A 22,633-nucleotide genomic window follows, 5' to 3' on the forward strand; every position below is an offset into this window, starting at 1 on the left:
TGTAATGACCAGGGTATTTCCATCTGCTGACAGCACCACCGTATCGTGCTTGGTTTCCCCATGCCCGTGATCGGCGTCCCGTATCGCTCAAGGTATTACACGTTTGGTGCGATGACCCCAATATCCACATAACGGGAATATTGGGGTCTACACAGTTACCGGCTCAGCTCTTCCATCAAGCGAGCAAAAAAGACCTCGTCGCTCGCCGCCCACAACTCGACCCATTCCTCATCTGTCAGTCTCTTGCGCATCTCCATGAAGGGGACGGCGTCCGGGCCTGCCAGGTGGCGGAGCTGCCATGTACCGCTATCGGCCACTTCGAGGATTTTCTGGCCCACCAGCGATGGCGGCACCGGCTGCTGCAGGGAGTTTGCAACGATCGCAGTGAAACGTCCACACTGGCTGTAAATCGATTTGGGCGCTAAAGCCGCGACACGTTGTGACATCGCTGTATCGATGGCGCCAGGCTCCACCAGCGCAACCCGAACATTGAAGGCCTTCATCTCACTCGCCAGCGCTTCAGTCAAGCCTTCGAGTGCAAATTTGGAGCCACAGTACGCACCTTGCGAAGGGATTGCAATTCGGCCAGCGACGGAGGTTACGTTGATGATGCAACCACTCTGACGCTGACGCATGCCGGGCAGAACTGCCTGCATGCAACGAATCGCGCCAAAGTAGTTCGTCTCCATGATGGCGCGAGTCTCAGACAGAGGTTGCTCTTCCACGGAGCCCATTCCCTCCAGGCCCGCATTGTTGACCAGTACGTCCAGATGGCAATTAGCCAATACCTCTGCAATCCCCTTGCGAACCGATTCGTCCGAGTCGACGTCCATCTGGGAGATGGTGATTGAAAGCGCTTCACTTGCGGCAACCTCGGCCAGCTTCGGAGCCCTCGCCGGATCGCGCATGGTGGCAAATACATGATGTCCAGCACGAGCGAACGCCAATGCCGTTTCAAATCCAATACCCTTGCTTGTTCCAGTTACCAGGACCGTAGCCACGTAAAACTCCTCGATTGCAATATGGCGCTCCGTCGGCGATTTGCCTTAAGTCCGGAGTGCTCGCTTAGAAAGACACGAATCTCACACATTTATTCCATGAGCGCCCTATCCGCGGAAAGAATGGCCTTTACCTCGTATTCACGATTGCAAATTTTCCAGGGGATTCAAACTGATCCACTACCCAATCTTTGGGGATCTCGATCAAAAAAAGCATCCTACAAAAAGGCGCGCTTTGAACCCGCCACCACCTGCGATACTGAAGAGGCCCCTATGACTACCGTTCCCAATCGCGCACAGACCCTCTTCGATCTCACCGGCCGCGTCGCCATCGTCACCGGCGGAGCAGGCTTGCTGGGCTATCACCACGGAGCGATCCTCTCCGCTGCTGGCGCCCACGTCGTACTGCTTGACCTCGCAGGCGCCAACCCTGCACTGCGCGCCGAGCAGCTCACCCTGGCCCACGGCCCCGAGTGCCTTGGCCTCGCCGCAGACATCACCTCAGAAGCCTCACTCGAAGAGGCCCGCGACGCCATCCTCGCCAAGTTCGGCCGCATCGACATCCTCATCAACAACGCCGCCAACAACCCGAAGGTTGAATCCCATCCCCACGCCGAGCCCAAGCAGTGGTCTCGCCTGGAGAACTTCCCGCTCAAGATCTGGAACGACGACATCGCCGTCGGCCTCACGGGAGCCTTCCTCTGCTCGCGCATCTTCGGCCAGGAGATGGTGAAGCGCAACGCCGGTGTCATTCTCAACGTCGCCAGCGATCTCGGCGTCATCGCGCCCGACCAGCGCCTCTACCGCAAAGAAGGCCTCCCCGAAGACCAGCAGCCCGTAAAGCCTGTGACCTATTCAGTCGTAAAGACCGCGCTGATCGGTCTCACCCGTTATCTCTCCACCTATTGGACCGCGCACAACATCCGCGTGAACGCCATCTCCCCCGGCGGCGTCTTCGCCGACCAGCCCGACGAGTTCACCTCCAAGCTCCACCAGCTCATCCCTATGGGACGTATGGCCCACAAGGACGAATACCAGGGCGCGATCCTCTTCCTCTGCTCGGACGCCAGCTCCTACATGACAGGCCAGAACCTCATCGTCGATGGCGGTCGCAGCGTTCTGTAATCCGTTTCGGGGGCCAGGCCCTCACCCCACAGGAGAGCTCCTATGAACCCCGAAACCACTCAGTCCCGCGAGCACCTACCCGTCGTTGGCGTTCCGGCGATTCCGGAAGTCGACACACCGCAGAAGGGTGGCTTCGCCAGCCTCTTTCCCGGCGGCCAGTTCGTGCGCTATCTCTGTGTCGGCGTCTTCAACTCTCTGTTCGGATACACCACCTCGGTCATAGCGTTGACCCTGTTGAACCTGTTTCACCCCGAACAGCTTCTTTCCCTAAAGGCCGTGCTCGCCTCGGTCATCTCGACCCCGTTCAACATCACTGTCGCCTACTTCGGCTACAAGTTCTTCGTCTTCCGCACCAAGGGCAACTATCTGAGCGAGTGGCTCAAGTGCTTCGCCGTCTACGGCACCAGCATGATTCCAGGCCTGATCGCACTCGCGGCGATCACGCGTCTCCTGCAGTCCGTCATCCATCGCCATGCGGTCTCACTTCACGCCTTCCTGAGCGCTGTCGAAAGCCATCTCGGAGGCAAACCGCTGGCACTCCTGCAGCACGTCGCCACCGGCAGGGCCATGGCCGGCTACCTCGCCATCGCGATCGTCATGGGCTTCACCACGATCTACAGCTTCATCGGGCACAAGAAGGTGACCTTCAAGGTCAAACCCGCCGCCTAGTTTCTGTCCCACGCGGACGGCAATTTTCGCATCAGATAAACTTGACCCAACCCTTCAGGAGTCTTATCTCAGTGAGCCAAAAGACCATCACCATCATGACGCCCTGCTATAACGAGGAAGAAAACGTCCTCAACGTCTACAACCAGGTGCGCGAGGTCATGGTCGGCATCGGCAAGTACGAGTACGAGCATCTCTTCATCGACAACTCGTCACAGGACAACACCGTCGCAATCCTGAAGATGATCGCCGCCGATGACCCCAACGTCAAGATCATCGTGAACTCGCGCAACTTCGGCCACATCCGTTCGCCGATCCACGCGCTCTTTCAGTCCCGTGGCGACTGCGTGATCTCCATCGTCGCCGACCTGCAGGACCCGCCGCCAATGATCGCTGACATGATCCGCGAGTGGGAGAACGGCGCGTACTGCGTGCTCGGCATCAAGCGCACCAGCGAGGAAAACTCGCTGATGTTCTGGCTGCGCAAGCAGTACTACAGGCTCGCCGAACGGCTCAGCTCCATCGAGACCATCCAGAACTACACCGGCTTCGGCCTCTACGACCGCAAGGTGGTAGAGCTGGTGCGATCCTTCGACGACCCGTACCCCTACTTTCGCGGCATGATCGCCGAGATCGGCCTGCCCACCGTCAAGCTGCTCTACGACCAGCCAGCCCGCAAGTTCGGCATCACCAAGAACAACTGGTACACGCTGTACGACATCGGAATGCTGGGCATCATCAACCACTCAAAGGTGCCGCTGCGCCTGGCCACCTTTGCGGGCTTCCTCGGTGCGGGGCTCAGCTTCGTCATCGCCCTCGGCTACCTGCTCGCCAAGCTCCTCTTCTGGTCGACCTTCACCGTCGGCGTCGCGCCCATGATCATCGGCCTCTTCTTCATCCAGTCGCTGATGCTGGTCTTCCTCGGCATCATGGGTGAGTACGTCGGCGCGATCTATACACAGCTCCAGCACCGTCCTTACGCCGTCGAACTCACGCGCGTGAACTTCGAATCGGGCTTCGGCTATCCCAAGCCCAACCCCGTAGCGTTGAACGGCATCACCTCCGGCAACCCACTCGTCGTCGCGGCAACCACTAACATCGCTTCGCCGTCTTAATCCGTTGCAGTTGCCGTTGCTTTTCTAGTTGTCATTCCCAAAGGGAATCTGCTTTTGCTCTTGCCTTTCTAGTTGTCATTCCGAGCACCGCGAGGAACCTGCTTCCTCCCGCTCTTCGCCAGCCCCACCCCAGGAGTCCCATGCAAGATCTCATCCGCAAACAACTCGCCCAGTCCATCGAGACCATGACCAAAGTCCTGAACGACGAGGCCATCCACACCGCCGTCGTCGAAGCAGGACGCATCACCGCCGAAGCCATGAAGTCCGGCAAGAAGCTGATGGTCTGCGGCAACGGTGGCTCCGCCGCCGACTCCCAGCACTTGGTCGCCGAGTTCGTCTCGCGCCTCACCATCGACCGCCCCGCCCTGCGCGCGGTCGCCCTCACCACCGACTCCAGCATCCTCACCGCTATCGGCAATGACTACAGCTATGACAACGTCTTCGAGCGCCAGGTAGAAGCTCTCGGCCTCGAAGGTGACGTACTGCTCGCGATCTCGACCAGCGGCAACTCGAAGAACTGCGTTAAGGCACTGAAGCTCGCGAAGAAGCTGGGCATCCATACCGTTGCCTACACCGGCAACAAGGGCGGCACGATGGCAGAACTCGCCGACATCAACGTCATCATCCCCTCGGATGTGACGATGAACATCCAGGAGTCGCATCTCGCGCTCGAACACATCTACTGCATGGTGGTGGAGCGCTATTACTTCGGCGCAGACTTCGGCAAGAAGCCGCAGCAGTTGGCGGAATAATCATGTCCCTTTCCTATCGCGCAGCCCAAACCGTGATCAAGCGCGGCGACGAAGAAGCTCTTCGCACCGCGCTCGACCAACACCTCGACCCCAACCTCACCAACCAGAACGGCTGGTCGCTCCTCATGCTCGCCGCCGTAGAGGGCTCCGTCCCGCTAGGCCAACTCCTCATCGAAAAGGGTGCGAATCTCGTCGCCCTCAACGGCAAGGGCGACACCCCGCTCAGCATCGCTACCCAAAAAGGCCACACCGCTTTCATCGAGCTTCTCCACGGGCACGGAGCCTAAGGACCTTACGCGAACCATTGAGATACAGCCGAAACCAGGTTTTGAGTGATACCTTTCCTGAGACGATATTCACGTTGTACGAGGGCGTCTATCCTTCGCCGCTCTTCCCTATCGTGAATTGTCGCTTCTGCACCCAATCAACCTGGAGAGTCTGTCATGAAGCCTATCGTTCTCGCATTCGCTGCTTTCATCGTCCTCGGCGCATCCGGCGTGGCCAAAGCGCAGTACCCACAACCCCAAAACCGCCCGTGGATCTATAACGGCCAGCCTGGCACCTATCGTCCCGAGTGGGACCGCTACCCCACGCCTAACCGTGGAGCCTGCTTCTTTACCGATGCAAACTTCCGTGGCCGTCGCTTCTGCGTTCGCGCCGGCGACCGCCTGCCATTTCTCCCGGGGGGCTATGGCCACAGCATCTCGTCCATTCGCACCTTTGGGCGCGTTCGCGTAACTGCCTTCGCAGCCCGCAACTTTAGCGGCCCGAGCGTCAGCTTTGGCACCGTTCCCGATCTGGGATACACCAGCAACGGCCCCTTTCGCGGCTGGAACGACCGCATCTCGTCCATCGTCGTACGCTAACTGCTGTCTACCTTACAAAGAGACGCGCCACCATGGCGCGTCTCTTTACGTCTACTACGTTCCCGCGCCCTCTTCCAGATTGGGTTCACGGTCACGCAACAACCCCATCTCCCGGTAGATCGGCCGCATAATCTTCCGCACCGCCGGCAGCTCAACCGTGAACCAAACCGCTCCCAACACGCAGCACGCACCGGTCATGATCACCGTATACGGTGCTCCAAATCGATGCGCCAACCCACCCGCCAGCAGGCTGCCGAACGGCGACATCCCCACGAACGCCATCGTGTAGTAGCTCATCACGCGCCCGCGCTTGTCCTCCGGCACCAGCGTCTGGATCACCGTGTTGCTCGCCGCCAGCCCCTGCATCATCCCGAAGCCGACGAACAGCATCAGCAGCAGCGAAAGCCACAACACGTGCGACAACCCAAACAGGATCAACCCTCCGCCGAACATCGCAGCGGCGATCTGGATCATCCGCGTCAGCCCCACCACGCTCTTGCGCATCGCCAGCGATATCGCCGAAACCAGAGCGCCGATGCCCGAGGCCCCCGTCAGAAAGCCCAGCGTGTGCGGCCCGCCACGCAGCACCTGACCCGCGAAGATCGGCAGCAGCACCATGAACGGCCAGCCCATCAGGCTCAGCAGCGCAAACAGCAGCAGGATCGTGCGAATCGGCCGAAAGGTGCTCACATACGACCACCCCTCCTGCAACTGCTCCAGCATCGACGTCGTCGCGCGGCGCATGGCCAGCGGCTTCACCCGCATCGCCAACAGCGAGGCAATCACCGCGAAGTAGCTCACGCCATCGATCAGGAAGCACCAACCCTCGCCCACCGCGCCGATCACAATACCCGCCAGCGCCGGCCCTATCAGCCGCGCCAGATTCACGATGGACGAGTTCAGCGCGATCGCATTGCTGAGGTCCTTCTTGTCCTCGACCATCTGCACGGTAAAGGCCTGCCGCCCGGGCATGTCGAACGCATTGATGAGCCCCTGCAACGCGCTGAGCGCAATGATCTCGTGAATGGTGATGATCTTTGCCAGCGTCAACCCGGCCATTGCGAGCGACTGCACCGCCGCCAGCACCTGCGTCCACACCAACAGCTTGCGCCGGTCGAGCCGCTCCACTATGACGCCAGCCACCGGAGCCAGCACAAACGCCAGGATCTGCCCGGCAAACCCCACAACCCCTAGCAGCAGCGCCGACTTCGTCAGCCGGTAGACCAGCCAGCTCGTCGCCACCCGCGTCATCCAGGTACCGATCAACGAGATGCTCTGCCCCGCGAAGTAGAGCTTGAAGTTCCTATGCCGCAACGCCCGCCACGCATGGGAGAATCGCCCGCGCGACTCGACACCTGACAGTTGATCCGTGGAGGCTGTTTTCTGATTCATGGTCTTCGGATGAGACGCGCGACGGACCGCCATAGACTCATCAATGAATCGTGTGGATTGCACTCTCACAATCTCACAAGGAGGCATACTGGAAAGATGGCACCCCGCCCCCTGCCCCCCGAAGACCTCGCCCACATCCTCAAGCATGCGCACGAATCGTTTACCGCACTGCAGGACGCCCGCCTCTTCATCACCGGCGGTACTGGCTTCTTCGGACACTGGCTGCTGGAGTCGCTGCTCCATGCCAATCGCGAGCTTTCACTGAACATCCGCGCAACGGTCCTCACGCGCAACGCCGCATCCTTCCAAAACAAAGCCCCGCACATCGCAAATGATCCAGCGATCACCCTCCTCGAAGGTGATATCCGCACCTTCGCCTTCCCTGCCGAGCCGCACACCCACATCCTGCACGCCGCGACGGACTCCGGTGGTCAACAAGCCTCTCGTCCCGCCTACGAACTCGCGGAGTCCATCCTCGAAGGTACCCGCCGCGTCCTGCAGTTCGCCCAAGAGACCGGGGCTACCCGCCTGCTCTACACCAGCACAGGCGCGGTCTACGGCCGCTCCACGACGCTGCAACACACGCCCGAGACCTACACCGGCGCCCCCGACCCTCTACTGCTGCAAAGCTCCTACGACGAAGCCAAGCGCATGGCCGAGCACCTCTGCGTAGCCTACTCGCACGGAACCGACCTCCAGGCAGTCATCGCCCGCTGCTTCGCCTTCGTCGGCCCCCACCTGCCTCTCGATCAGCACTTCGCCATCGGCAACTTCCTAGGCGCGGCCATTGCCGGCACGCCGATCCACATCAAGGGAGACGGCACACCGCGCCGTTCCTGGCTCTACATGGCCGACCTCAGCCTCTGGCTCTGGACGATGCTCGTGCGCGGACAAGCCAATCGTGCCTACAACGTAGGCTCCGACAAGGGCCACACCATCGCGGAAGCAGCACGCCTCACCGCGGCCCTCCTGCGGCCCGGCCTGCCCCTCCAGATCGACGGCACACCTAACCCCGCAGCCCCGCTCAACAGCTACGTCCCCAGCATCGAACGAGCCCGCGACGAACTAGGACTGAAGGTCACCATCCCCCTCAACGAAGCGCTGCGACGTACCGCCGCCTGGCATGGATACGCAGTGAAAGACAATATCTGACCAGTTCCAAACTGCGCACGCAATCGCACAGAATGCTTTTGCCTCTGCCTTTCTGGTTGTCATTCCCGCAGGGAATCTGTTTCTGCCTTTGCACTTGCTTTTGCCCTTGCTTTTCTGCTTGTCATTCCGAGCGGAGCGAGTGAACCTGCTGTCTCCCGTTTTTCGCTTGGGTCGCCCAAGAGATATTTAGGCAGAACTGGAAAGCCAAAATTTATCTCAGCGCATAGTGTTTTCTAAGTCCCTGGCAAAGAACGGGAGACAGCAGGTTCACTCACTCCGCTCGGAATGACAACCAAAAAAGCAAAAGCTAAACCAGAACAGCAAAACCAAAAACACCTACGGCAGAGATTGATATCACTCCCGTAGGTGCACCTTCTCATCAAAAGAACAAAAAACTAAACCACCACCAACCCAGCCTTCGCCTGCTCCACAAACTCAATCGCCGTCTTCGCAATGAAGTCCAGCATCTCGTTCGTAAGCCCCGGAAAGACCCCAATCCAGAACACATTGTTCATCACGTAATCGGTGTTGGTCATCTCCCCAACCACGCGATACTCCCAGCCCTCATACGCAGGCTGCCGCGACAAATTCCCCGCAAACAAAAGACGCGTGCCAATCTTCTGGGCCTCGAGAGCCTTGGTCAGTTGATCGCGCTTGAAAGGAGCATCCGCCTTCACGCCGATGGGAAATCCAAACCAGCTCGGGTCGCTCTTCGGCGTCGCCTCCGGCAATACCACGTACTGCTCCAGGGGCTTCAAAGCATTCTTCAGATACGCAAAGTTCGCCTTGCGCCGTTCGATGAACTCCGGCAGCTTCGCAATCTGGCTCACACCCAGCGCGGCCTGCATATCGGTCGCCTTCAGGTTGTAGCCCACATGCGAGTACGTGTACTTGTGGTCATAGCCGCAAGGCAGCGTGCCCAACTGCCAGTCGAACCGTTTTCCACAGGTATTATCCACACCCGGCTCGCACCAGCAATCACGGCCCCAGTCGCGAAAGCTGTCGATCAAAACCTGCAGCGCGGGCTTGTCGGTCAGAACCGCTCCGCCCTCGCCCATCGTGATGTGATGCGCAGGATAGAAGCTCACCGTGGCGATATCGCCGAACGTACCGACCTTCTGGCCGTTGTACGTCGAACCCAGCGCGTCGCAGCAGTCTTCCACAAGCCACAGGTTGTACTTTTTGCAGAACGCAACCACCGCATCGAGATCGAAGACATTCCCCAGCGTATGCGCGACCATCACAGCCTTGGTCTTCTCGCTGCGTGCGTCTTCGAGCTTCGTCACATCGATCTCATAGGTCGGCAGTGTCACATCGACAAACACAGGCACGAGCCGATTCTGGAAGATCGGGTTCACCGTCGTCGGAAAGCCCGCGGCGACGGTAATTACTTCATCTCCCGGCTTCAACTGGCGGTCGCCGAGCTTCGGCGAGGTCAAAGCCGATAGCGCCACCAGGTTGGCCGACGAACCTGAGTTCACCAGCGACGCCGACCGCAGCCCAAAGAACCGCGCCAGCTTGCGCTCGAAGTCCTTGGCCCAGCGGCCTGTCGTAAACCAGCCATCGAGCGCGGAGTCCACCACGGCGCTCATATCGGCGGCATCGATCACCTTGCCTGAAACCGGAACCACCGAACTGCCCGGCACGAAATCACGCCGGGCAAAGGCCTCGGCATGAAACTCGGCAGTAAGTTGGAGAATTTGTTGACGTAGCTGCTCGGACCGCTCACTCATAGATACTTGCAAGGATAGCAAAGCAGGAGAAACGGTTGCCTGTTGTCCGTTGTCAGATAACAACCAGGACTACACAAACAACTGACAACTGAACTCCTCCAAATGCAGTCATAGCAATAGACATCAAGCTGCCCTTCTCACCGCGCGATACCATAGAGGGAGCCTCAAAAGGACGCAAACACATGAAAGCAGTCATTCTTGCCGGCGGCCTCGGCACTCGTATCTCAGAAGAGACCAGCCTCCGTCCCAAGCCGATGGTGGAGATCGGCGGTCGTCCCATCCTCTGGCACATCCTCAAGATCTATTCGCAGCACGGCATCAACGACTTCATCATCTGTTGCGGCTACAAGGGCTACATCATCAAGGAGTTCTTCGCGAACTACTTCCTGCACACCTCCGACGTCACCTTCGACATGAAGGAGAACAAGATGATCGTGCATAACACCGACGCCGAGCCCTGGCGCGTCACCCTCGTGGACACCGGCGAAAACACCGGCACCGGCGGACGCCTGCACCGTGTCGCAAAGTATCTCGAAGGCGAAGAGGCCTTCTGCATGACCTACGGCGACGGCGTGGCCGACGTGGACATCCCCGCCTCCATCGCCTTCCACAAGAAGCACGGCAAGAAGGTCACGCTCACCAGCGTGCAGCCGGTGGCCCGCTTCGGAGCCCTCGGGCTCAAGGACACGCAGATCTACTCCTTCCAGGAGAAGCCGCAGGACGAAGGCGGCTGGATCAATGGCGGCTTCTTCGTACTCTCGCCCAAGGCCATCGAGGCCGTCACCGATGACTCTCAAATGTTTGAACGCGAGCCCATCGAGAAGCTCGTCGCACAAGGCGAAGTCCACGCCTTCTTCCATCACGGCTTCTGGCAGGCGATGGATACGCTGCGCGACAAACATCAACTCGAAGATCTCTGGAGCAAAGGCAAGGCTCCCTGGAAGATCTGGTAATCGCGCCAGTAAGCCAAGCCATAACCATGCTGGAACCATCGGGCTTTAGCCCTTGAGGGAAACGACCTTTGAGCTCGACGCAAAACGCAACACCCATAATGAACCTCTGGCAAGGCAAGCGCGTCTTCCTCACCGGCCACACCGGCTTCAAAGGCGGATGGCTGGCCCTCTGGCTCGCCTCCAAGGGCGCCATCGTACGCGGCTACGCGCTCGACCCCAGCACCGAGCCCAACCTCTTCACGGCAGCCAAGATCGGCAGCGTGATCGAAGACATTCGCGGCGACATTCGCGATTCATCGAAGCTTGAACCAGCCCTGCGCGACTTCGCTCCCGAGGTCGTCTTCCACCTCGCCGCGCAGCCGCTCGTGCGCTACAGCTACGAAGACCCCATCGGCACATACGAGACCAACGTCATCGGCACGGCACGCGTGCTCGACGCCGTACGCCGCACGCCCAGCGTTCGCGCCGTCGTCAGTGTCACCACCGACAAGTGCTACGAGAACAAGGAGTGGCTCTGGGGCTATCGCGAGACCGATCCCCTCGGCGGCTACGACCCCTACTCCAGCTCCAAGGCCTGCGCCGAGATCGTCTCCGCGGCCTATCGCCAGAGCTACTTCCCTGTCAGCAAACTTGCCGAGCACCAGTGCGCCCTCGCCACCGGTCGTGCCGGCAACGTGATCGGCGGAGGCGACTGGTCGCTCGACCGCCTCATCCCCGATCTCGTTCGCGGCTTCCTGGCTGGTGAGCCCGTACTCATCCGCCGTCCGCACGCAATCCGTCCGTGGCAGCACGTGCTGGAGCCCCTGCTGGGTTACATCCTGCTCGCCGAGCACCTGCTGACCCACGATCCCCGCTACGCCACCGCGTTCAACTTCGGCCCCTCCGACGACGATGCGCAGGAGGTCGGCTGGATCGTCGAGCGCATGACACAGTTCTGGGGCGGCAACGCCAGCTGGAAGCTCGACGAGGACCCCGGCGTCCACGAGGCCGGTTACCTGAAGCTCGACGCCAGCCGCGCCCGCGCAGAGCTCGCCTGGCACCCTCGCCTGCGGCTCGAAACCACGCTGCACTGGCTGGTCGACTGGTACAAGGCCTGGCAGTCAGGCGAAGACATGCACCGCTTCACCCTCGATCAGATCTCGGCGTACGAGAAATTGAACCCAGCCCGCTAACCTGACTTACGGCTTCCATCAGTAGCGAGATCCGAGCAGCGAGTAACGAGACTCGCAACTCGAATCTCGCTACTCGCAACCGAACGCCCAAACCTACAGCGTCTTCGCCGGCCGATGCTTCTCCGCCTGCCCCACATGCTCGCCGCAATCGCTATAGACCCGCACCGCACGCCCGCCAACGATCACCTTCTCCGCAACCTCGGCCTCGCTGAAAGGGTCGTCGATGTTCTCCGTATCGAGCACCTGCTTCCACGGAACCCCATTCGGCGGCTCCGGCAGCATATACTCCACTCCCTGGTCCGCGGCATTCACGATGATCAGAAAGCTGTCGTCGAAGACCTGATGGCCGTCTTCATCCATCACGCCCAGGGTCTTGCCGTTGAGCATCACAGCCAGCGACCTGTTCCAACCCTCACCCCATGTCTCGTCTGAAAGCTCGTTCCCATCCGTGCCATACCAGGCGACATCCCGCACCACCGAGCCGCGAATCTGGCGGTCCTGAAAGAACCTGCGCCGGTGCAGGTTCGGATGCTCCTTGCGCAGAGCGATGAGCTTTGCCGTGAACTCCAGCAGACGCTTTCTCGAATCATCCAACTTCCAGTCGTACCAGGTCAGTTCATTGTCTTGGCAGTAACAGTTGTTATTGCCGCGCTGCGAACGAGAGAACTCGTCACCACCCGCAAGCATGGGCACACCCTGGCTAAGCATCAGCGTCGCCAGGAAGTTTCGTGTCTGCCGCTCGCGAAGATTGTTGATGTTCGCATCGTCGGTCGGCCCTTCCGCGCCCATATTCCAGCTATCGTTATCGTTCGCGCCGTCCTGGTTGTTATCGCCGTTGGCCTCGTTGTGCTTCTCGTTGTAGCTGACCAGGTCGCATAGCGTGAAGCCATCGTGCGCCGTGATGAAGTTGATCGAAGCCGCAGGCGTACGGCCATCTCCCTGGTACAGATCACTCGATCCTGTAAGGCGGTACGCAAACTCCGAGAGCTGTCCGCTATCGCCCTTCCAGAAGCGTCGCACCGTATCGCGATACTTGCCGTTCCACTCGCCCCACAACACTGGAAAGTTGCCCACCTGGTAGCCGCCATCGCCAACGTCCCACGGCTCGGCGATCAGCTTCACATCGGCCAGCGTCGGATCCTGGTGGATCGTATCGAAGAACGCGCCGAGCTTGTTCACATCGTGCAGCTCGCGCGCCAAAGTGGAGGCCAGATCGAAGCGGAAGCCGTCAACGTGCATCTCCGACACCCAGTAGCGCAGGCTGTCCATGATCAGCTTCAGCACCTGGGGGTTATAGGCGTTGAGCGTATTGCCCGTGCCGGTGTAGTCCATGTAATAGCGAGGATTGTCCTGCAGCGTGCGATAGTACGTCGTGTTGTCGACGCCCTTCATCGAAAGCATCGGGCCCTTCTCATTGCCCTCGCACGTGTGGTTGTACACCACGTCGAGAATGACCTCGATGCCTTCCTGGTGCAACCGCTTCACCATTTGCTTGAACTCGAGCACCTGCTCACCGTCGTCGCCGCTGGAGCTGTAGCGCGACATCGGCGCGAAATAGCCCAGCGTGTTGTAGCCCCAGTAATCGCGCAGGCCCTTATCGATCAGGTCGCCCTCATCGATGAAGTGATGCACCGGCAGCAACTCAACAGCGGTAATCCCCAGCTTCTTCAGGTACCCGATACTCGCATCGTGCGCGAGGCCGGCATACGTGCCGCGCAAATTCTCCGGCACCTCGGGATTGTTCTTCGAAAAACCCCGGACATGCATCTCGTAGATGATCGAATCGGCGATCGGCGTCTGCGGAGGACAATCGTTACCCCAGTCGAACGTACTATCGATCACGATGCTCTTGGGCACGCCGTCCGCACTGTCCTTGCCGCACTTCTTCGTATCGTCCCCAGACTCGATATCGTAAGGAAAGATGGGGGCTTTCCAGTCCACCTCGCCTGCGAGTGCCTTGGCATAGGGATCGACGAGCAGCTTGGAGGCATTGAAGCGCAGCCCCTTTTCCGGCTCCCAGGGGCCGTCGACGCGGAAACCATACCGCTGCCCAGGCTTGATGTGCCGGACCATGCCATGCCAGACGAAGGCCGTCCGCTCCTTCAGGGCGATGCAGTCTACCTGCTTGCCGGACTCATCGAAGAAGCACACCTTCACAGCAGTAGCGTTCTCCGAGTACAGAGCAAAATTCGTTCCCTGCGGGCTGGATGTAGCGCCCAGCGGATAGGGCTTTCCCGGCAACAATGTGCGTTCCATTTGTCCTCAATCTGTGTTCGAACTTGAACGTGAAGTAGTAGAGCCTTGGCCCACCGTAATCGCTAACTCTGCACGCAACTCGCGCATAGCCGCAACTCGATAGATGCGCCGCACAAGCTGTAAGGGTGCTCCGGCTTCGACATCCAAAACAATCGCAACTGCTAAAGAGGTTGTTCGGATGCGGAAAAAGTTCTGCCTCGTTAAGGGCTCGGGTCTACCCGTGCCGTAAATGCTCGAACCGGAATGCGGCTTTAGCCGCTGAGGGAACGCGCCTCAGCGCCATTCTCAAACTTGGCTGGATCGCGCTCGCGGCACCTACCCTGCCTGCTTCTGGTTCTCATCCTTGCGATCTTTCCCATTAAAAAGCAGGTAAGCTCAAACTTATGCGTTTCGTTCCGAAGTTCCTTCTCTCCGCGATGAGCCCCGACCACTTCCCGGACAGCGTCCGCACCGGCGACGCCCCCGAGGTCGCCTTCCTGGGCCGCTCCAACGTCGGCAAGTCCTCGCTCATCAACAAACTGCTCGGCTCCAAGGAAGCGAAGGTCTCATCCACACCCGGCCGCACCCGCGCCATCAACTTCTTCGCGCTCCACGACGGAACACCCCAGAAATTTGCGGCCCGCCCCTCGCTCATCTTCGCCGATCTGCCCGGCTACGGCTACGCCAAGATCTCAAAGTCGATCTCCGCGGAGTGGCCCACCTTCATCGAGCCCTACCTGAACGAGCGCGAACAGCTCTCCCTCTGCATCTGCCTGGTCGACTCCAACATCCCCCCGCAGGAGAGCGACACGATGCTGATCAACGCCCTGCAGCAGATGCAGCGGCCCTACCTGGTCGTAGCCACCAAGTCCGACCGCCTCGGCGGCAACCAGCTAACGAAGTCCCTGACAGCCCTCAAGAAGGCCCACAGCGTCGATCGCATCCTCCCGGTCTCTTCCAAGACCGAGGCCGGCGTAAAAACCCTGTGGCCAGAAATCACAAATCTGATCCAGGATTGAGCAAGCCCTGCCTTTGCCTTTGCTTTTCTGGTTGTCATTCCGAGCGTAGCGAGCGAACCTGCTTCCCGCCCGCAGCAGCACAAATGCCCAGCTTAGCCACAAAACAAAAGGCCCTGCATCAGCAGGGCCTTTCATCTCCTAAAACCAACTAGTCGCCGTAGTACTCCAGGCCGAGGTGCGTAATCAGATCCTCGCCCATAATGTGCCGCAGCGTGTTCTTCAGCTTCATCGACTGAATAAACAGATCGTGCTCGGGATAAACCCCAGGAGCTGTATCCGGGTCCTTGAAGTAGAAGCTCAACCACTCCTGAATCCCCAGCCCACGCAGCGTCGGCGTACGAGCGGCAAGATCCATAAACAGGCAAAGATCAAGCGCCAGCGGAGCCGCCAAAATCGAATCGCGGCAGAGGAAATCGACCTTGATCTGCATCGGGTAACCGAGCCAGCCAAAGATATCGATGTTGTCCCAACCCTCTTTGTTATCACCACGCGGCGGGTAATAGTTAATGCGAACCTTGTGGAAGATATCGCCATAGAGTTCCGGGTTCTTCTCCGGCTGGAAGATGTGCTCGAGAACCCCGAGCTTCGAGACTTCCTTGGTCTTGAAGTTGTCCGGATCGTCGAGAACCTCGCCGTCGCGGTTGCCCAGGATGTTCGTCGAGTACCAGCCGCTGACGCCAAGCTGGCGAGTCTTGAAGGCAGGCGCGAGGACGGTCTTGATGAACGTTTGACCGGTCTTGAAGTCCTTGCCGCAGATCGGCGCGTTCATCTTCTTCGACAGCTCCTGCAGCGCAGGAATATCGACCGTGAGATTCGGTGCACCGTTCGCAAAGGGAATGCCTTCCTTCAGGCAGGCCCACGCATAGAGCATCGAGGGAGCGATATCCGGATCGTCTTCGACGAGGCCCTTCTCGAAGGCTTCCAGCGTCATGTGGACGGGCTTCGGCTCGATGTAGATCTCTGTCGAACCGCACCAGATCATCACCTGGCGATCGGTCTTGGACTTGAACTCCGCAATGTCATTGCGAATCTGGTTCGCGAGGTCGCACTTGTTCTTGCCGATCTTCTGTACCTTGGGATCAAGGCGCTTGACCCAGCGCTGATCGAACACAGCAGGCATCGGCTCGATGGACTCGAGGAAGGGCCGCATGCTCTCGAGCTGGTCGCGGTCGAGCACACCGGCGGTCTTCGCGGCGTCAAACAGGTTGCCGCCGAAGATATCCCAACCCGTGAAGACGATGTCATTCAGATCTGCAAGCGGAGCCCAGTCCCGGATCAGCGGGGTGTTGTCATCGGTGCGCTTGCCCAGACGGATGGTACCCATCTGCGACATCGACCCGATGGGCTTGGCAAAGCCGCGGCGAACCGCTTCCACGCCGGCGATGAGAGTGGTTGCGACCGCTCCCATTCCGGGGATCATAATTCCTAGTTTTCCTTTGGCAGGCGTAATGTCCGCTGCCTGTGGGCTGGCGGTGCCAGATGTTGACATGAAATGGTGTTACCTTCCGTCCGAGATGTCCGTCGTGGGAAATATTTCCTTATAGCGGCCCCGATAGTATCGCCCATGGCAGAAGCCTTAGGCAAACCTGCGTATCGCCGGTATCGTACCCGTTTCAATTCTTTGCTTCCGCCCCATGCCGTGCCATGAGACGATGGCGGCATGGAAGCCGTCTCCACCCCCGTCGCGCCCAACGCCAGAGCACGCCTGGGCTGGCTGGCCTTCGTGGTGCTCGCCTGCGCACACTTTTCCGTGCTGTACGTCTGGAGGAGTCCCCAATTCCTGAATCTGGTGCGCTACTCCCACGGAAACGAACAGCTTCCCTACCAGGGCCGCGTCCTGATGGCCTGGGTGCTGGACCTGACCGCCGGCAACAGCCATCTCGCTCCGCTGCTGCTCCGGCTCGCCTCCCACCTGCCACAGGAGTTTCACAATCCCTACCTGATCGTTCTCCTGTTTACAGCCTTCTTCTCGATGCTGGCCGCCATCTTCGCAGCACGCGCCAGCCTTCTGCACCTCACCCACGACCGCCAGTTTGCCTCCTGGGCCGCGCTCCTGACGCTCTATATGGCGTACTTCAACCTGGTCGATGTCTACGGCCTGAGCTACTCCCTGCCCTACGACGTTCCTTCCCTCGCACTCTTCAGCCTCGCAGTATGGCTGGTCTTCACGCAGCGCTACTGGCTGCTGCTGCCGGTCTTCCTCGTCGGCACGCTCAATCGCGAGACCTTCTGCTTCATCACGATCTTTCTCGTCCTCTATGCCTGGTTCGGCGCAGACGCCCCCGAATCCCGAGCGGCAGCCATGCGACGCGTCGCTCCGCACGTCGCGCTCCAGGCGATTGTGTGGGTCGCGCTTCGTCTCTGGCTGCATCATCACTTTCTTCAGAATGGCTTCGAAGCGGGGCAGCAAGGAGGAGGTTTCTTCGACCTCCATCTCCTGCATAACCTCAAGTCGCTGCTGAATCCCTTCCAATGGCCGCTGTTCCTCGGGCTCTTCGGGTTCACCTTGCCACTTCTGATTCACAGCTATCGTTGGATCAGCGACCGCGCGCTCGCACGCTCAGTCGCCATCCTGCTTCCGCTATGGGCATTGGCGATGCTGCTCGTCGGCGTGGTCGTCGAAATCCGCGTCTTCGACGAACTGACCGTGTTCCTCGTGCCATGCATCGGGCTGATCGTCTGGAACCGCTGGGTGCTTCCAGCCAGACGCTGGAGCAAATTCCCTGTAGGTGTATAGCGGAACCGCAACATTTATGGCCTTTTTTTCCAGAAAAACGGTACTGCACGCCCGATTCAACTTCCCAGTAACAGGAAATTTGCTCTAACGAATAGGAGCCTCCCATCACCGAGCTTTTCCCCATCCTTGACACCGCCCTTGCGGACACCACCGTCCGCTCCGGGGAGTGGCTCGCCTGCAAACCCGGTTGCCACCAGTGCTGCATCGGCGTCTTCCCGATTTCACAGCTCGACGCCGAAACACTGCGCACAGGCTTGGCCGCCGCCGATCCTGCTGTCGCTCATCGCATAAGAGCTCGCGTCGAGGCAGCACGAAGCCGGCTCAGCCGCGACTTCCCCGGAGACCCCGCCACGGGCCTGCTCTTCACCGAGCCCCATCACGAAGAGGCCTTCGACGACTTCGCAAACGAAGAACCCTGCCCCGTGCTCGACCCGGTCACCGGCACCTGTGACCTGTACGCCTTCCGCCCCGTGCAGTGCCGTACCTTCGGGCCGCCCGTGCGCAATGAAGACGACGGCCTCGGCGTCTGCGAACTATGTTTCGTCGACGCTCCTGCTAGCGAAGTCGCCCGCTGCGAGATGGATCAAAGCTGGCGTCCCCTGGAAGAGAAGCTGATCTCCGAAGCCGAACAACGCACCGGCCTGCAAGGACCGACAATCATCGCCTTCGCACTAGCTCAACTCGTGACTTGCAACTCGTAGCTCGTAGCTCGTAGCTCGTAGCTCGTAGCTCGTAGCTCGTAGCTCGTTAATGACGGTAGTTCCCCCAGAGCAAAACGTTGCCTGATAACACCTGGCATTTCGGAAATCGTACAAGGATGGGACCCGGCGCCGAACTAAGCCCCGAAGGGGCTAGAACCGGACGAAAACAACTCACGACGAGAGAGACCTACTCCTCCGTCACCCCATTGGCTGTCGCTGGCGACGCTACCGTACCCGGCGTCACCGTAGCAGCAGGCACAACCGTGCCTGCCTTCGTCAACACCGTCCTTCCGGAAGGCACAACCGGCTTGGCAACCGCCACATTCTTCGCCTCCGCCTCGCGGAGATCCAGCGTAGGAGCATTCTTCGGCATCGCAAAACGATCATGGCTGATATACGCCACAAAGATCGCGGCGGTCGTCGTCGGCGAAAGCACGATCAACGGCACACCATACTTCTTCAACAGGCTCTCCGACACCCCCTGAATGGCATGGCTTCGGGGAATCTCCCCCTTCACCTGCGGAATCACGAACACCTGCAACCCGGTCTCCGGATGCTTGACCGAATAGTGCGCCAATCCGCGTGCCACGGACTTCGGCGAGGTGATACCGAAATCCCCAATAAAATTGCGATGAATAGCGTGAGGATAGAAGCGATTGATCGTCACCCGCACAAAGTCCGCGCAGTTGATAAACGCTCCGTTATAGCGCTCGACGTTCTTGCGGTCATTGAACGCGGCAATCAATCCCGCATCCTGCTCGGGAGTCGTCTTCACACTAAAGCCGTAGATCGTACGGTCATACGACGAACCGACCAGTTGATACCAGTTGCCCGGAGGCGCTTTTCCATCCTCGAGATCAGGAGCAATCGCCTGAAGATGAGCCCGGCGATAGGCGTCGCGTATCAGAATCTCACCCGCACGATCCATCGTCTCGGGAATCTGCTCCGGAGAGTCCACCGCGTACAGGTAAGAGACCAGCGGCATCGCAAGCCAGTCATAATGATCGATGCCATCATAGCGACTGAGGACCACGCCCAGCTCGCCCTCCCGACAAGCCCGCAGCTTCGTCGGCGACTCCGCACACACATGATCCAGATAAACGGCCGAGTGGCCTGCAGGATTAATTCTGGACAATCCGCCATAGGGCTGTTCCACCAGCACCGCCACGGAGGCCTGAGCCCGCATACAGAGTGCCAGGCAAAAGAGAGTTACCGTCAGGCCACAAAAGCCCGGAATACCGGATTGTCGTAGATGCCTTTCCTGGGCTCTCATCGAGGTCCTCCTGGGCGTAACAGCTCCGGACACCCCGTTTTTGCCGGATCGCACTACCACTTAGCTATTAAACGTCGCCTTTGCAAAAAATGTCGCGCGCAAAAGTATTGAATATTTGCGAGATAATCGACTTTGATGCCTTTCTCAAACGCAGCCGCCCGAAATCTGACGCTGGCCATCACAGGAGCGAGTGGTTCGCTCTTCGCGCGCGAAATGCTTCGTTTGTTAGATGCAGACGAGCGCGTGGCACACGTCCATCTGGTGGTCTCGCCGAGTGCACTGCGGGTATTGGCAGAGGAAGCCGGCATCAACGGCCGTAACTCCATGGTAGAAAAGCTGCTTGGCCGAAGCTCCACAAAGATCGTGCAACTCGCCTATGAAGATATCGGCGCCCCCATCGCCAGCGGGTCTTATCCCTGCGACGGCATGATCGTGCTCCCCTGTTCCATGGGAACGCTCGCCGGCATCGCCCACGGCCTGGCGGGAAACCTGATCGAACGGGCCGCCGACGTTTGCCTCAAAGAGCGACGTCGGCTCATCCTGTGCGTGCGCGAAACGCCGCTGAACCTCATCCACATCCGCAACATGGCCGCAGCCACCGAGGCAGGAGCCACGATCTTTCCCGTAATTCCCACCTTCTACAACCATCCCCAGACGGTCGAGGACATCGCGCACAACTATGTCCACCGCGTGCTGCAGCATATGGGCCTGCCACAACCCAACGCGTTCCAATGGAACCCGGCGGCTGATTCAAACCTCTAGGTGTTTTTGTTTTATCCCCATTGAATCGTCATCCTGAGCGGAGCGCCTCGCGCTTTTGCGAGGTGCGAAGTCGAAGGACCCCGAGGGACGTCATCTCGCCCATGCCGTCGGGACCTTTTCCACCACGAAAGCCCAGGCTCGAGCGCTTGAAGTAGAAAAGGTGCGAAGGACGTGGGCAGCACTGTAACCCTCGGGGTCCTTCGACTCCGCGTCCCCAAAAACCGGGACGCTTCGCTCAGGATGACGGTTCTGTGGCGAGATAAAACAAAATGCCATAGGTCCATCGCGATCGTGGTGCCGCTCAAAACCTCAATGCATCCGCGCAAGCGTTCTCACACTCCCCGAAGGAGCAGGATTCGTCTTCAGGAAGTCCGCCGTAGCCGAAGCCACCTTTGACGGGCAGGTCTTCGGAGCCAGATGTCCACACCCTTCGACAATATCCAGCTCAGACCGTGGATCGAGATCGTGGAACTGCCGTCCGACCGACAACGGCAGTAACTGGTCGTCCGAGCCCCACACAATCAACAACGGCGGGCTAAGCGTGCTCAGCCTCGCATCCACCACGTCTTTGCCCGACCGCATGGATTGCATGCTGCGGTCGACAACCCATTGGTTTGCGGCAAAGGCCCGCAGGGCATCCCGCCGGACAAACGCAGGCACAGTGCCACCATGAGGTTCCAGAAGGTCAGCAAGCCGTTGCAGCGCGACGCCATCGGCAGGATGAAACAGTTCCGCGATATTCTGCGGCTCATATGCCAGGCCGGCGCTGTCGTACAGGACCACGCGATCCACCAGCTCAGGATGATCCAGCGCGACCTTCAGCGTGACCCAGCCGCCCATCGACCATCCGCCGATATCCGTCTTCTGCAAGCCAAGTGCCTGGATAAAGTCCGTCACAAACTTCGCCTGCGTACCCATGGAATAGTCGCTGTCGGCAGGCCTGGGAGAGCGGCCATAGCCGAGAAGGTCCGGCGCATAGACATGGAAACCGGCCTTTTTCAGCCGCTTGAGCATCGGAGCCCAGCTCTCGGAGCTATCGCCAAGGCCATGTACCAGCACCAGCGGAACACCTCCGCCGGAGATAGGCGGCTCCGCTTCGTAGTAGTGCACGCGGCCTTCGGGAGTCATAACGTAGTTGCTATGAACATGCGCCAGGAACAGGCCAAGGTGGATGCTCTGCCGCTGGACCCAGAGCGGACGCTCATAGAAAGCAAGGCCGCCCAGCAGTCCGAGCACAATGACCAACAGGAACAGGCGTAGCAGCGTTCTCATCGCAGATCCTCGTTTTACAACCACTGCTATCCACTCTACTAGGCTTCTACCAGGCTTTATTTCAGAGGCTTGCCATACTCCTCACCGAACACCGTGTGTGAGATATCGAAGCGTCCGCCATCGTACTTGTCAGGCCCACGAAGCTGCCCAACTGCCAGCAAGGCGACGACCCAATAGCTCATCGGCAGCCGCAGCGTCTCGCAGACCTTGGCCTGCTCAAACCCTTCCATCGGCGCGGTGTCATAACCCATCACCTCGGCCATCAACATCATCGAGGTAAGGGCCATCATCACATGCTTGTTCAGCCATCCGCGCATCTGTTCGTCGGTAAAGCTCGACAGATAGGACGGGACACTATTGGCCGCCTGCGCGGCATAACTTTCCGGCATCCCCGCGGCACGCCCCATGCGCAGCATCTCGTCCAGATCCTTGCGCCAGCCATCGCGGTCCCCACACGCAACGATCACCGCGGAGGCCTCCTCGATCTTGGCCTGGTTGTAACTTGCCGCGCGCAACCGCTTGCGCTGCTCCGGCTGCTGCACGACGATAAAGCGCCACGGCTGCATGTTGTACCCGCTTGGAGCATGCAAGCCCGCATCGAGAATCTGTCGCAGGTCGCTGGCGGGAATCGGCTCCCCATCGAAACTCGGGGTAGCACGCCGGTCGCGAATCGCCTGGGCCAGTGACTTTTGTGTTTTTGGCATCATCGT

At 59.6% G+C, this 22,633-nt stretch carries 21 protein-coding genes; 13 read left to right on the forward strand and 8 right to left on the reverse strand.

All coding sequences use genetic code 11. The annotated features are described in order from the left end of the window. Positions 1–155 precede the first annotated feature (155 nt). Complete coding sequence (locus ACIX8_RS16500) at positions 156–1,001, reverse strand: SDR family oxidoreductase (RefSeq protein WP_014266507.1); 846 nt, start codon at positions 999–1,001, stop codon at positions 156–158. 270 nt (positions 1,002–1,271) lie between these two features. Between ACIX8_RS16500 and ACIX8_RS16505 the strand changes: the two genes are divergently transcribed. The 6 genes from ACIX8_RS16505 (at position 1,272) to ACIX8_RS16530 (ending at position 5,522) form a co-directional block, all read left to right on the forward strand. Continuing rightward, a complete protein-coding gene (locus tag ACIX8_RS16505) occupies positions 1,272–2,123 on the forward strand; it encodes an SDR family oxidoreductase (RefSeq protein ID WP_014266508.1) in 852 nt (283 codons plus the stop codon). A 42-nt stretch (positions 2,124–2,165) separates the two neighbouring features. Further along, positions 2,166–2,792, forward strand: coding sequence for a GtrA family protein (locus ACIX8_RS16510; protein WP_014266509.1), 627 nt, complete (start codon positions 2,166–2,168; stop codon positions 2,790–2,792). Between the two features lie 71 nt (positions 2,793–2,863). Then, complete coding sequence (locus ACIX8_RS16515) at positions 2,864–3,904, forward strand: glycosyltransferase family 2 protein (protein WP_014266510.1); 1,041 nt, start codon at positions 2,864–2,866, stop codon at positions 3,902–3,904. Between the two features lie 140 nt (positions 3,905–4,044). Beyond that, positions 4,045–4,656 (forward strand): D-sedoheptulose 7-phosphate isomerase, encoded by a 612-nt coding sequence (locus ACIX8_RS16520; protein ID WP_014266511.1) that lies wholly within the window; start codon positions 4,045–4,047, stop codon positions 4,654–4,656. A 2-nt stretch (positions 4,657–4,658) separates the two neighbouring features. Next, positions 4,659–4,943, forward strand: a complete 285-nt coding sequence (locus ACIX8_RS16525) for an ankyrin repeat domain-containing protein (RefSeq protein ID WP_014266512.1) — start codon at positions 4,659–4,661, stop codon at positions 4,941–4,943. A 156-nt stretch (positions 4,944–5,099) separates the two neighbouring features. Next, positions 5,100–5,522 carry a peptidase inhibitor family I36 protein gene (locus tag ACIX8_RS16530; RefSeq protein ID WP_014266513.1) on the forward strand — a complete coding sequence of 141 codons (423 nt, stop codon included), beginning with the start codon at positions 5,100–5,102 and terminating at the stop codon, positions 5,520–5,522. A 54-nt stretch (positions 5,523–5,576) separates the two neighbouring features. Here the strand turns inward: ACIX8_RS16530 and ACIX8_RS16535 are convergent, their stop codons facing one another. After that, the gene (locus ACIX8_RS16535) at positions 5,577–6,914 is read right to left on the reverse strand and encodes an MFS transporter (protein ID WP_044178883.1); all 1,338 of its coding nucleotides are present in this window, start codon (positions 6,912–6,914) and stop codon (positions 5,577–5,579) included. A 96-nt stretch (positions 6,915–7,010) separates the two neighbouring features. Here ACIX8_RS16535 and ACIX8_RS16540 point away from each other — a divergent pair, with 96 nt between their 5' ends. After that, positions 7,011–8,066 (forward strand): NAD-dependent epimerase/dehydratase family protein, encoded by a 1,056-nt coding sequence (locus ACIX8_RS16540; RefSeq protein WP_014266515.1) that lies wholly within the window; start codon positions 7,011–7,013, stop codon positions 8,064–8,066. Between the two features lie 395 nt (positions 8,067–8,461). Here the strand turns inward: ACIX8_RS16540 and rfbH are convergent, their stop codons facing one another. Further along, entirely contained in the window at positions 8,462–9,799 is a 1,338-nt protein-coding gene (gene rfbH, locus ACIX8_RS16545) for a lipopolysaccharide biosynthesis protein RfbH (protein WP_014266516.1), read from the reverse strand. A 182-nt stretch (positions 9,800–9,981) separates the two neighbouring features. Here rfbH and rfbF point away from each other — a divergent pair, with 182 nt between their 5' ends. Further along, positions 9,982–10,752: a glucose-1-phosphate cytidylyltransferase gene (rfbF, locus tag ACIX8_RS16550; protein ID WP_014266517.1), complete on the forward strand. Its 771-nt coding sequence runs from the start codon at positions 9,982–9,984 to the stop codon at positions 10,750–10,752. Between the two features lie 98 nt (positions 10,753–10,850). Beyond that, positions 10,851–11,924, forward strand: coding sequence for a CDP-glucose 4,6-dehydratase (rfbG, locus tag ACIX8_RS16555; RefSeq protein ID WP_014266518.1), 1,074 nt, complete (start codon positions 10,851–10,853; stop codon positions 11,922–11,924). 93 nt (positions 11,925–12,017) lie between these two features. Here rfbG and glgX read toward each other — a convergent pair whose 3' ends face one another. After that, entirely contained in the window at positions 12,018–14,180 is a 2,163-nt protein-coding gene (glgX, locus tag ACIX8_RS16560) for a glycogen debranching protein GlgX (protein WP_014266519.1), read from the reverse strand. Positions 14,181–14,563: 383 nt separating this feature from the next. On the opposite strand from glgX, the gene yihA reads away from it, so the two are divergent. Next, positions 14,564–15,178, forward strand: coding sequence for a ribosome biogenesis GTP-binding protein YihA/YsxC (yihA, locus tag ACIX8_RS16565; RefSeq protein ID WP_014266520.1), 615 nt, complete (start codon positions 14,564–14,566; stop codon positions 15,176–15,178). A 148-nt stretch (positions 15,179–15,326) separates the two neighbouring features. Here the strand turns inward: yihA and ACIX8_RS16570 are convergent, their stop codons facing one another. Further along, positions 15,327–16,667: an inositol-3-phosphate synthase gene (locus ACIX8_RS16570; RefSeq protein ID WP_014266521.1), complete on the reverse strand. Its 1,341-nt coding sequence runs from the start codon at positions 16,665–16,667 to the stop codon at positions 15,327–15,329. A 171-nt stretch (positions 16,668–16,838) separates the two neighbouring features. On the opposite strand from ACIX8_RS16570, the gene ACIX8_RS16575 reads away from it, so the two are divergent. Then, complete coding sequence (locus ACIX8_RS16575; RefSeq protein ID WP_014266522.1) at positions 16,839–17,915, forward strand: hypothetical protein; 1,077 nt, start codon at positions 16,839–16,841, stop codon at positions 17,913–17,915. Between the two features lie 122 nt (positions 17,916–18,037). Next, positions 18,038–18,616: a YkgJ family cysteine cluster protein gene (locus ACIX8_RS16580; RefSeq protein ID WP_223295569.1), complete on the forward strand. Its 579-nt coding sequence runs from the start codon at positions 18,038–18,040 to the stop codon at positions 18,614–18,616. A gap of 187 nt (positions 18,617–18,803) precedes the next feature. Here the strand turns inward: ACIX8_RS16580 and ACIX8_RS16585 are convergent, their stop codons facing one another. Next, complete coding sequence (locus tag ACIX8_RS16585) at positions 18,804–19,889, reverse strand: hypothetical protein (protein ID WP_014266524.1); 1,086 nt, start codon at positions 19,887–19,889, stop codon at positions 18,804–18,806. A 135-nt stretch (positions 19,890–20,024) separates the two neighbouring features. On the opposite strand from ACIX8_RS16585, the gene ACIX8_RS16590 reads away from it, so the two are divergent. After that, positions 20,025–20,651, forward strand: a complete 627-nt coding sequence (locus ACIX8_RS16590) for a UbiX family flavin prenyltransferase (protein WP_014266525.1) — start codon at positions 20,025–20,027, stop codon at positions 20,649–20,651. Between the two features lie 309 nt (positions 20,652–20,960). On the opposite strand, the gene ACIX8_RS16595 is transcribed toward ACIX8_RS16590, so the two are convergent. Both ACIX8_RS16595 and ACIX8_RS16600 read right to left on the reverse strand, forming a co-directional pair. Continuing rightward, positions 20,961–21,923, reverse strand: coding sequence for an alpha/beta fold hydrolase (locus ACIX8_RS16595; protein WP_014266526.1), 963 nt, complete (start codon positions 21,921–21,923; stop codon positions 20,961–20,963). A 56-nt stretch (positions 21,924–21,979) separates the two neighbouring features. Beyond that, on the reverse strand, positions 21,980–22,627 hold the full coding sequence (locus ACIX8_RS16600; protein WP_014266527.1) for a nitroreductase family protein: 648 nt from the start codon (positions 22,625–22,627) through the stop codon (positions 21,980–21,982). Positions 22,628–22,633: the final 6 nt, after the last annotated feature.

Origin of the sequence: Granulicella mallensis MP5ACTX8, assembly GCF_000178955.2 — a bacterium.
In the GTDB taxonomy this organism is placed as follows: Bacteria; Acidobacteriota; Terriglobia; order Terriglobales; family Acidobacteriaceae; genus Granulicella; species Granulicella mallensis.